1 protein-coding gene is annotated in these 1,638 nt (G+C 54.0%); it reads left to right on the plus strand.

Annotation, left to right across the window (positions count from 1 at the left end; all coding sequences use genetic code 11):
* The first annotated feature begins 339 nt into the window (after positions 1 to 339).
* A complete protein-coding gene (locus tag AB0C30_RS59825; protein WP_357962690.1) occupies positions 340 to 1,221 on the plus strand; it encodes a hypothetical protein in 882 nt (293 codons plus the stop codon).
* Positions 1,222 to 1,638 lie beyond the last annotated feature (417 nt).

Consider the following 1,638-nt stretch of genomic DNA (forward strand, 5'->3'; position numbering starts at 1 on the left):
CTACCAGGGGTTTCTTACGTCGTCAGGCGAACACCAAGCTCGCGATCATGCTGTGACCAGCACCCCTGCCGCCTGGGGATGAAAAAGGTTCACTGAAGCACTTCTTTTTCAGGCCAAGGAATGCGAAAAAATACTCTAGTTATAGCTGGCTCTGGATCTCGACTGTCTCTCTATAGGCTACCTTGGTGTGATTGGCTGAATTTATTCTGCGACAAAAAGCAGATAACTAAGCCGGGAAAATTTCACCATACTGCTATCCATGGCCGCCTTGAGGGGGTAGTGGTGCCTTGGGAGCCAATCCTAAACCGCCTGGATCGCTATCTTCGTTCAGTCTATGTGATGACCGTAGTTAGCGGAGCATTCTTTTTGTTTGAAATGTTTGCATTTTTTCTGCAAGGTCCACCCCAAGCGCGTCGGGCTCATATCGTTCAAATTGTCGAAAAAGCATCCGTCGCAAGCCTGTGTGCACTGCAAATTGCAGTAATCGCCGCACTCGTTATTGTTGCTTCCTACTCGATGGGGATAGTCTTGCGGCGAACGGTTTCTATGGCATTCAATGTGCTGTCGAGCCTTTGCAGTATAGGGAAATTTCACCTTAAAGACTCAGGCGCTGTTCGCAATCTTGTCCAATGGCTTAAGGGGCGCTGGTATTTGCGTGAACGCAGCAGACGCCGTTCTTTGGTGGCTGAGCAGAAGCGTCGCGGACGCTCGGATATTTCGTCATTTCTGGCCCAATTGGTGCTTGGCCCTCGCGTCACGAGCGAATCCGTTTGGATGATGCTGCTTACCACCTATTCTGAAGAACGAATCCGCGTAGTGCTCGAAAAGCACTGCTTGAAGGTAAGCATCAACGACGAGGTCTGGAGCACCTATGAGTACTGTAGTACGTGGCTTGCGCGATACGCTCGTGACTTGGCACCGCCAACCCGGGCACAGAATCTGACGCTAGCGTTCGTTACAGTGGTGCCAGCGGCCCTCGCGCCTTCCGCTGTCGGCTCCCTATGGGGTGACGATGTAAATCTGATGTTTTGGGCTCGGGTATCACTGGCGATCTACCTCCTCTATTTCTCCAGGCGGGTATTGACCGCTGTAACATCAAGTTCCTTCCTAGTAGTCGAGACCTTTAGGCAATGGGTCCTTGCTCAGCTACTTGAAGACGGGAAGCCATCCGAACGTGGCAACACGGGTGGCCCTACGGGCGGGACTCGGGACGCGACATAGCGGCATGATCTGCCGCTTACCTTCCTGGAGGAAGAGGCCAACAACCCAAGATAAGGGCGGTGACGATGGTCTTGGCGCAGCGTTCCTTCTTCACCTGTCGGATCCGCGTTTCGCTGTCCAACTCCGCACCTCCGTGTCAACCAGTGGTCTGATTCGACATGTCGAACGGATTGGCAGGTTTCGAATATCGGTGCACTCGACTCACGGTCCCGTCCGAGTCGGCATGACGAGAGCGTTCGACACGCCGACGCGGACAAGCACACCCGACAGATCACCCGGACTCTCCACCGAGGGTCAATCCCCTAAGTAGTAGAGTTGCCACTGAGGCATTTTCATCCCCGAAGCAGCGGTCCGCTGGTCACGGCATGATCGCGAACTAGGCGTTCGCCTGACGACGCAAGAAACCCCTGGTAGATG

The organism is Nonomuraea sp. NPDC048901, from assembly GCF_040649695.1.
In the GTDB taxonomy this organism is placed as follows: Bacteria; Actinomycetota; Actinomycetes; order Streptosporangiales; family Streptosporangiaceae; genus Nonomuraea.